Source organism: Sphingosinicella soli (genome assembly GCF_014199685.1).
Lineage (GTDB): Bacteria > Pseudomonadota > Alphaproteobacteria > Sphingomonadales > Sphingomonadaceae > Sphingosinicella > Sphingosinicella soli.
In genome coordinates this window covers 19,011-27,145 of the sequence record NZ_JACHNZ010000051.1, presented here as the reverse complement: position 1 = coordinate 27,145, position 8,135 = coordinate 19,011, and the positions used below count along the sequence as shown (strand labels likewise).

At 65.7% G+C, this 8,135-nt stretch carries 10 protein-coding genes; 8 read left to right on the top strand and 2 right to left on the bottom strand.

Annotated elements, in window-relative coordinates; genetic code table 11:
- The first annotated feature begins 65 nt into the window (after nucleotides 1-65).
- Nucleotides 66-698, top strand: a complete 633-nt coding sequence (locus GGQ98_RS16505; protein WP_184071504.1) for a DUF4760 domain-containing protein — start codon at nucleotides 66-68, stop codon at nucleotides 696-698.
- A gap of 18 nt (nucleotides 699-716) precedes the next feature.
- The gene (locus tag GGQ98_RS16500) at nucleotides 717-1,046 is read left to right on the top strand and encodes a DHCW motif cupin fold protein (protein ID WP_184071503.1); all 330 of its coding nucleotides are present in this window, start codon (nucleotides 717-719) and stop codon (nucleotides 1,044-1,046) included.
- A gap of 37 nt (nucleotides 1,047-1,083) precedes the next feature.
- Here GGQ98_RS16500 and GGQ98_RS18725 read toward each other — a convergent pair whose 3' ends face one another.
- On the bottom strand, nucleotides 1,084-1,509 hold the full coding sequence (locus tag GGQ98_RS18725) for an ABC transporter six-transmembrane domain-containing protein (RefSeq protein WP_184071502.1): 426 nt from the start codon (nucleotides 1,507-1,509) through the stop codon (nucleotides 1,084-1,086).
- On the bottom strand, nucleotides 1,428-1,925 hold the full coding sequence (locus GGQ98_RS18720) for an ABC transporter six-transmembrane domain-containing protein (RefSeq protein ID WP_184071501.1): 498 nt from the start codon (nucleotides 1,923-1,925) through the stop codon (nucleotides 1,428-1,430). Before GGQ98_RS18720 ends, GGQ98_RS18725 begins: the two co-directional genes overlap by 82 nt.
- A gap of 265 nt (nucleotides 1,926-2,190) precedes the next feature.
- Between GGQ98_RS18720 and GGQ98_RS16485 the strand changes: the two genes are divergently transcribed.
- The 6 genes from GGQ98_RS16485 to GGQ98_RS16460 all read left to right on the top strand — a co-directional run bounded on the left by GGQ98_RS16485 (nucleotide 2,191) and on the right by GGQ98_RS16460 (nucleotide 8,125).
- Nucleotides 2,191-3,303, top strand: a complete 1,113-nt coding sequence (locus GGQ98_RS16485) for a phage portal protein (protein WP_424141372.1) — start codon at nucleotides 2,191-2,193, stop codon at nucleotides 3,301-3,303.
- Nucleotides 3,300-3,611 (top strand): DUF6127 family protein, encoded by a 312-nt coding sequence (locus tag GGQ98_RS16480; protein WP_341534245.1) that lies wholly within the window; start codon nucleotides 3,300-3,302, stop codon nucleotides 3,609-3,611. The genes GGQ98_RS16485 and GGQ98_RS16480 overlap by 4 nt, the downstream gene beginning before the upstream one ends.
- A gap of 17 nt (nucleotides 3,612-3,628) precedes the next feature.
- Nucleotides 3,629-4,060, top strand: coding sequence for an HK97 family phage prohead protease (locus tag GGQ98_RS16475; RefSeq protein WP_184071498.1), 432 nt, complete (start codon nucleotides 3,629-3,631; stop codon nucleotides 4,058-4,060).
- The gene (locus GGQ98_RS16470; RefSeq protein WP_184071496.1) at nucleotides 4,050-5,153 is read left to right on the top strand and encodes a phage major capsid protein; all 1,104 of its coding nucleotides are present in this window, start codon (nucleotides 4,050-4,052) and stop codon (nucleotides 5,151-5,153) included. The genes GGQ98_RS16475 and GGQ98_RS16470 overlap by 11 nt, the downstream gene beginning before the upstream one ends.
- A gap of 76 nt (nucleotides 5,154-5,229) precedes the next feature.
- Entirely contained in the window at nucleotides 5,230-5,601 is a 372-nt protein-coding gene (locus GGQ98_RS16465; protein WP_184071494.1) for a hypothetical protein, read from the top strand.
- Nucleotides 5,602-5,758: 157 nt separating this feature from the next.
- Entirely contained in the window at nucleotides 5,759-8,125 is a 2,367-nt protein-coding gene (locus tag GGQ98_RS16460; protein WP_184071493.1) for a hypothetical protein, read from the top strand.
- Nucleotides 8,126-8,135 lie beyond the last annotated feature (10 nt).

Here is an 8,135-nt window from a genome sequence, read left to right as displayed (position 1 = left end):
GCTCCGCTTCGCAGGCCATTGCTCAACCCGCGCTCATGCGCAACAAAGCTGCCGGACTCTAATCCGTGCTGGTGGAAACCAGGGGGTCACGTCAGGGGTGTTCGTATTCACTTTGGTGCTGGGTCGGCGAGAACTCTGATGCAATCCAAGCAATTTGCATTGTCCTTTCCGCAATCGCAGCTTTTCTAGTTATCTGGCACAATGGTAAAATAAGCCGTCGGCAGGCTACCATTCAGATGGTAGTGCAAACCTTTTTTGACGCAGGCGATAATGAGTCTTACGCCCAGTTTAAAAAAGTTATTACCGACTTAGAAGTGTCCAAGCAAAATATTGAAAGCCTTGCGCTAGATGAGAATTCGGAAAACCCTGCTTCTAAAATAATACTTAGGCAGCTAAATCAATATGAATTGATAAGTCTTTCTATAAGAAAAGGTGTATTCGAAGAGAATTTCTATAAATATTGGTTCTTTACACAGTTTACGCGAGATTACAGCAAGCTCTTTCCCTATATAACGAAAACAAGAGAGGCCTATTGCAATCCGGCCTATTTTTGTGAATTCGAAACTCTTGCTAAGCGCTGGCTGCGCAAAAAACATCATGTAAAACACCCATCTAAGGTCAAAAGAGCATACTGGTCTCTTGTCGGTAAAACGGAAAAGTTGCGCCAAGCTCTGGATGCGGATGGCACGTCCAGCTAGTTTATCGACGCTCCTGCCATGCATATCGATCCGCTCGCTTTCGAGACCGCCGACTGGGCGGCCGTCCCCGAGACCGTGTATCCCGGCGAGACCGGGCACGCCGTTTGGCGGACGCGGCAGTTCGGGGTGATCCGGGTGCGGATGGTGGACTATTCGCCGGGGTATCTTGCCGATCACTGGTGCGAGAAGGGGCATATATTGCTCTGCCTTGAAGGCGAGCTGGTGACCGAGCTTGCGGATGGACGGCGGGTCACGTTGACGCCGGGGATGTCGTATCATGTGGGCGACGGGGCGATGGCGCACCGGTCTGTGAGCGCGAAAGGCGCGCGGCTGTTTATCGTGGATTGAGGCTGGGCGTCCCTCCGTCTCACGCCGATCCGTTTCGCTATGCGGCAACCGACGCGAGGCGTCGGTCCAAATCTCGGAGCTTCGCCAGTTTCTGGATCAAGACCGGAGCCTGATCGAGGCTTTCGACAAATCGCCAAAGATAGGAGAAGATTGCGAAGACATCGCCCGCCTGCGGCGTCTCCTCCGCGTTTCCGACCCGCCACAAGGCAACGACGAACAGAACGATGACCAGCACTTCCATCAAGCCGAAGGCTGTGGATTCCGCATCGGAGAGTTTGATCCGCCAGCCGGCAAGCGCTTTGAAGTGACGGCGCACTCTGCCCGCTTTTCCGTGGGAGAGAAGCGCGACCTCGCTCTCCAGACGATTGTTCAGCCCCTTGTTCAAACGGGCGGATCGTCGCCCGAGCCAGCGGCCGACGAGAAAGAGCGGAACGCCGAGCGCCGTACAGGTGAAGGCCAGCACGGGTTCCAGGAACACCAGTGCCCCATGGAAATGCTGAGCGCTATCGCAGCATAGAGAATACGCGAGACGTCTTCTTCGAGAAAACTGGTGTATTCACGCGAAAGCGCGACGCGCGCCGCGACGCGGGCCGGCTCCATGCCGGCAGCGCGGGAGCGGTCAACGATCCGTGAGGCAAGGGCGCCGTATATGCGGGTGAACACACGCGTGTCGTATCGTTTGGATGCGACGGTCAGCACCAGTTGCGCTGAGTGGCAGCCAACCAGCCACAGCACGGCGCCAAAGTCGCCCGACAGCACGCCGTTAATCGCGAAGCCGATTGCAAGCGGGTAAAGCAGACCGGCGATCATGCCGCCGGTGGTAAAGGCGTATGCGATGAGAAGGCGTCCGTAATGAACGCGCGCAAGTTCCAACAACATCGGTGGTCTCGATCGGTCGAGTGAAAGCAGGCTCGCACGAATGGTCGTGCGAAATCGTTCGCGTCAATGTGCCGCTAAGCGATGAACTTTCACTTGACCATTTCGACCTCGGAACTCGCGTCTGTTTGTGCGCTCCCGATACGCGAAACGCTCAGGAGAGACAATCGATTCCAGGTTGAGGCTCGCGCGGACAAGGGCTTTTTTATTGCCCCTTTCCTCATCGGGGCGAGGGGGTTTTCTTCTTTTTTGCTGGAGATCGCTGATGTTGAACTGGTTCGGCCGCAAGAGCGGGCGTCCGGCCTTGCCGCGGCATGTGCTGGGCTTTGGCGGGGGCTGGGATGACGTGCCGCAGTCTTATGCGGCGCGGGTGCGCGAGGCCATGACGCGCAATCCGGTGGCGAGCCGGGCGGTCCGGCTGGTGGCGGAAAGCGCGGGCTCGGCGCCGCTGAAGGTTTGCGGCGAGGCGCTTGCGGCGCTGATCGCGCAGCCCAATCCGCGCGAGACCCGGGCGGGGTTTCTGGAGGGACTCGCGGCGCATCTGCTGCTGCACGGCAACGCCTATGTGGACGCGGCGATCGGCGCGGGCGGGCGGCCCGCCGAACTGCACGCACTGCGGCCCGACAGGGTGACGGTTGAAGGCGACGCGCGGGGGTGGCCCGCAGCGTTCCTTTACCGCGCCGGGGAGACGGCGGTGCGGCTGCCCGCGCATGGTGAAACCGCAGGCGTGCTGCACATACGCATGCTGAACCCGACCGGCGATCACTACGGGCTCGGCTGCCTGGCGGCGGCGGCGGGCGCGGTGGCGACGCACAATGCGGCGGCGGCGTGGAACCGGGCGCTGCTCGCCAATGCGGCGCGGCCTTCCGGGGCGCTGGTGTTCGAGGGCGAGGGCGCGCTGTCTCCGGCGCAGTTCGAGCGGCTGCGCGCCGAGATGGAGGCGAGCTTCGCGGGCGCGGGGAACGCCGGCCGGCCGATGCTGCTGGAAGGCGGGCTGAAGTGGCAAGCGCTTTCGATGACGCCCGCCGACATGGATTTCGCCGGGATGCACGCGGGGGCCGCGCGCGACATCGCGCTCGCCTTCGGGGTGCCGCCGATGCTGCTCGGGCTGCCGGGGGACAATACCTATGCGAACTATTCGGAAGCCAATCGCGCGCTGTGGCGGCTGACCGTGCTGCCGCTCGTCGGGCGTATCGCCGAGGCGCTGACGCACTGGCTGCGGCACTGGTGGCCGGACGCGCGCGTGACGATCGACAAGGACGATATCCCCGCGCTGTCGCACGACCGCGAGATCCTGTGGGCGCAGGTGAGCGCGGCGGATTTCCTTTCGGGCGAGGAGAAGCGGCGGCTGCTGGGGATCGACGCGGAGGATTTCGCGTGAACGCCGACGCGATGCTGACGGGCCTCATCGCGCAGGCAGCGGGGAAGGGCGCGGACCTGGTGACGCTGCGCGCGCTCGTGGAAGAGGCGAGCGAGGCGGGCACGGCGCGGGCGCTGGCGCGCGTGGGGCTGACCGACGCGAAGGCCGGCGAGGACGTGGGCGAACTGCGCGCGCTGCTCGGCGCATGGCGCGAGGCGAAGAAAAGCGCGCGCGCGGCGCTCGTCGGCTGGCTGGTGCGGCTGATGCTCGCGGGGCTGGTGATGGGGCTGGTGGTGACGGTGGGCCTGAAGGGCGTGCTCGCCGAATAGCGACAAGGACATTGCAGATGACAGGAACGGAAGGCGCGCTGCGCCTCGCCGGGTACGCGGCCGTGTTCGACGTGCCGGACCGGGGGCGGGACGTGGTGCGGAAGGGCGCGTTTGCAGGCGCGGGGGCGGTGCCGCTGCTGTGGCAGCACGACGCCGCGCGGCCGGTGGGCATTGTCGAGCGGGCCGACGAGGACGGGCGGGGGCTGCGGATTCTGGCGCGGCTGGCGGCAGGCAGCGAGGGCGCGCGCGAGGCGGCGAGTTTGCTTCGGGCCGGGGCGCTTTCGGGGCTGTCGTTCGGATACCGCGTGCGGACGTCGCGCGCCGACCGGGCGCGGGGGCTGCGGGAATTGCTGGCGGTGGAGCTGATCGAGGTCTCGCTCGTGACGTTCCCCATGCAGCCGCTGGCGCGGGTGTTTTCGATCACTGAAGGAGCGAACCATGAACTATGAAGTGAAGGCGGACGGTGAGATCGAGGCGGCGCAGGCCGGTGCGCTGCGCGAAGAGGTGGCGGCGCTGACCGCGCAGCTCGGCGCGATGCAGGTGAAGGCGGCAAGGCCCGCGCTCGGGCCCGATGCGCCGCCGGAGCGCAAGGCGTTCGCGGACTCGTATCTGCGCAAGGGCATCGCCGCGCCGGAGGTGAAGGCGATGTCGCTTGCCGACGCCGACGGCGGCTATGCCGTGCCGGTGGAGATCGACCAGAAGATCGACGCGACCCTGAAGGACATCTCGCCGATCCGCGCGATCGCGAACGTGGTGAAGGTGGGGAGCAGCAATTACCGCAAGCTGGTGGCGAGCGGCGGGTTCGCTTCGGGCTGGGTGTCGGACATCGCCGCGCGCCCCGAGACCGAGACGCCCGACTTCAACGAGATCGCGCCGCCGATGGGCGATCTTTATGCGAACCCGGCGGCGAGCCAGGCGATGCTGGATGACGCGGCGTTCGACGTGGAAAGCTGGCTGACGGACGAAATCGCGCGCGAATTCGCCGCCGTGGAAGGCGCGGCGTTCGTGAACGGAAACGGCACGAACCAGCCCAGGGGGTTCCTGAGCTACGCGACCGCAACCACCGCCGACAGCGTGCGGGCATTCGGGACGCTGCAGCATCTGCCGACGGGCGTTTCGGCGAACTTCGCGGCGAGCGAGCCGGAGAATGCGCTCATCGATCTCGTGCACCTGCTGCGGCCGGTCTACCGGCAGGGCGCGGCGTTCGTGATGAATTCGAAGACGCTGGCGCGCGTGCGCAAGATGAAGGACGGCGACGAGAATTTCCTGTGGCGTCCGGGTCTTTCGGAGGGCCAGCCGGCAACGCTGCTCGGCTATCCGGTGGTGGAGGCCGAAGCGATGCCGGACATTGCCGCAGGGAGCCTTTCGATCGCGTTCGGCAATTTCATGGCGGGTTACGTGATCGCCGAGCGCACGGCGACCCGCATCCTGCGCGACCCCTATTCGCACAAGCCCTTCGTGCACTTCTACGCGACGAAACGGATCGGCGGCGCAGTCGCCAATTCCGAAGCGATCAAACTGCTGAGATTCGCTGCGGCCTAGCCACAGCGAACGCGCCGCGGCGGTCCCCCCTGCCGCCGCGGCGCACCCTTTTCCCGACCAACCAAGGAGACAGGACATGGCGAAAGCCGTGCATAACGACGTGCTCGATGCAGCGCTCGATGCCGTGAAGACGGGCGCCACGCGCATGGTGGCGCTCGCCGCCGAACCGGCAAGCTACGCGGCTGCAAACAGCGATGCGCTCGCCGACGCGGCGATGACGAGCACCGACTTCACGATTCAGGAGGGCGTGACCTCCGGGCGGCGCCTGAGCGTCGCGGCGAAGAGCGATGTCGCCATCACCGCATCGGGCACCGCGACACACGTGGCGCTGCTCGACGGACCGGGAACGCGCCTCCTCTACGTGACCACCTGCCCCGCTCAGCCGCTCGTATCGGCAAGCACCGTGAGCTTCGGCGCGTGGGACATCGAAATCGGCGATCCCGCCTAGGATGTGCGGGGCTTCAGTCCATGACGGGCTGCAAACGGCGGCTTTCTCCGCTTCCGGTGCTCACGGACCCAAAGTCCGCTGCGCGCCGGTTCTCGAAATCCACCCTTTTCGCCTCGCCCTGAACTGAAGCCCCACACATCCCTAGGGATACTCGGCCATGACCGCTCCCCAATTCGTGAACGCCGCCGTCGTTCATTTCGACACCACGGCGAACGCGAGCCCGATCACCACCGATGCCTATGTCGTTTCGGGCACCGGCCATACGCTGATCGCCGTGATCGACCACGAGCGCGCGAACGCGTCGTCGCCGCTTGCCATCACCGGGGTCACGCGGGGCGCACAGAGCTTCACGCGCGTGAACAAGGGCGATCTCGGCTCAGCGGCGACGGTCGACGTTGCCGACATGTGGGTGCTGGAAAATGCCGCGAGCGGCAGCGCGCCGCTGGAGATCAGCCACAACGGCGTGACGGGCAGCGATATCCAGATCGGTGTCGTCGAATATGACGGCGGCGCGCCGGTCGCGGTTTCGACGCCCGCATACGTGCCGGGATCGAGCGCGGCGGTGGCGAGGTTCGGCATCACCGTGCCTGCCGACGCGCGGCTTGTGTACCTTCAGGTCGTGACGGCGTCGGCAGGCACATGGACCGGCCCTTCGCACGGCACGAGCCGGCTGACCGCGACGGTCGGCAGCGGAACCGGCGGCGGCGCGATGGCGGTTGCGGACTACGCGCCCGCCGACCCCCCCGAGACGCTGACGGACGTGGGCTATGCGTTCACGCCCGCAAGCGGCAGCTGGTCCAACGGATCGAACCACGTGATCGGCGTGATCCTTGCGGCGGCGACGGAAACGGTGATCGCGCCCTCGGCAGGGGCGCACGCCCACGGCGCGGGCGCGGCGCTGCTCGATACCGGGGATCTCTCGCCGACGGTTTCGCGCCCGCCGGGCGGCGGCGACGTGGACGCGGCGGCGAGCATCATCACGGACGGAGACAGCGCCGCGCCGACGATCGAACTGTTCGGCGACCCGGAGAGCAACGACAATATCGCGGGCACGAAGTGGGAGGGCTTCTACGCCGACATCGACCTGAAACAGACGGGCCGCACGCCGGTTTTCAAGCTCGATTATTCGACCTGGCGCACGACATCGACACCGCCGACGAACGCCCGCCTCTACTGGCGGCTCGCGTCGGACATCGGCGACCTTTATGCGTGGCAGCCGTTCGTCAACCGATCGGTGACGGATTCGATCCTGACGGTTTCGAACGACAGCGCCTTTGCCGAGAGCGCGATCCAGATCGCGAACATTCCGCCGGTCCCCTACGAGGAGCTGGAAGACTGGCTGGCGACGTGGGACGCGAACGCGAACATCTATCGCCCGCAGGCGTGCATCGATCTGGGCGTTTCATCGTCGGCGCCGAACAAATACGCCTATTTCGATTTCCCCGACCAGGTGAGCCCGGACGGGATACAGGTCGGGCACACCTTCGCGTTTGCCTTCGGCATCACGAACCCGGCGGCGACGGGGCCGAAAAAGCGGCTGTTCCATGCGTGGACGCACGCGGGCGAATGGGGCGGGCTGCGCGCGATGATGCGCTTTGCCGAGCGGCTGATGAGCGTTTCGGACGCCGATCACGATGTGCTGCGCGACGATTTCGAACACATCTTCCAGATCATCAACACGGCGGGGATGGTCGGCGGCATGGCGCGGGGCAGCGCCGAGCCGGGGGACGTCGGCGAGGATCCGAACCGCGTGTGGGGATCGAACGCGATCGACCGCAGCGACATCAACGACCCGCAGAACGCCGTCGAGGCGAGCGTGGCGATGCTGGTGACGCAGTGGGGCGTGAACGGCGATGATCTGATCAATTGCACGGGGCAGCTCGCGTGGCACAGCCATTCGGGATCGCAGACGAAGTTCGGCACCTATTCGACCGGGTTCAGCGCGGCGGAGGACGCCTTCCTCGGCCATGTCGAGGCGCTGTACGGATCGAGCCTGCATAACTACGGCGGCAGCTCGTCGAGCAGCAGCACGGCGTTCGCGCGCAGCGGCACGGTGGGCGGGTTCGCGCTGACGTTCGAATGGTCCTACGCGTTCGCGGACTTCCTGAACGAGATCGGCGACAGCGTCGACACGATCGGGCCTGCGCTCGTCGATACGTATCAGGCCGGGTGGCTGGGGGCCGGGCTGAACCCGGCCTCGGCGCTGCACAGCGCGGATGCGACGTCGGCTGCACTGTTAGCATCGGCACCCGCGCTCGCGGTTGCGGGCGCGGCGCACGGTCATCACGGCGGCGGCGGGGCGCTTTCCCTTTCCGGGCAGATCGCCGCGGCATCGTGCGGGCACGGCCAGCACGCGGGCGCATCGCCGCTGACGGCGGCGGGCGTGCTGCAGTGCGCGGGCGCCGCGATGCCGCACCGCGCGGCGCAGTCGTTTCTGAGCACGGATTTCGTTCCGCCCGGCCTTTCCGGCGCGGTGCTGCGCGTGCGGCCCGACACGCGCGTGCTCAGCGTCGGCGCAGCCTGAAACGATCAAC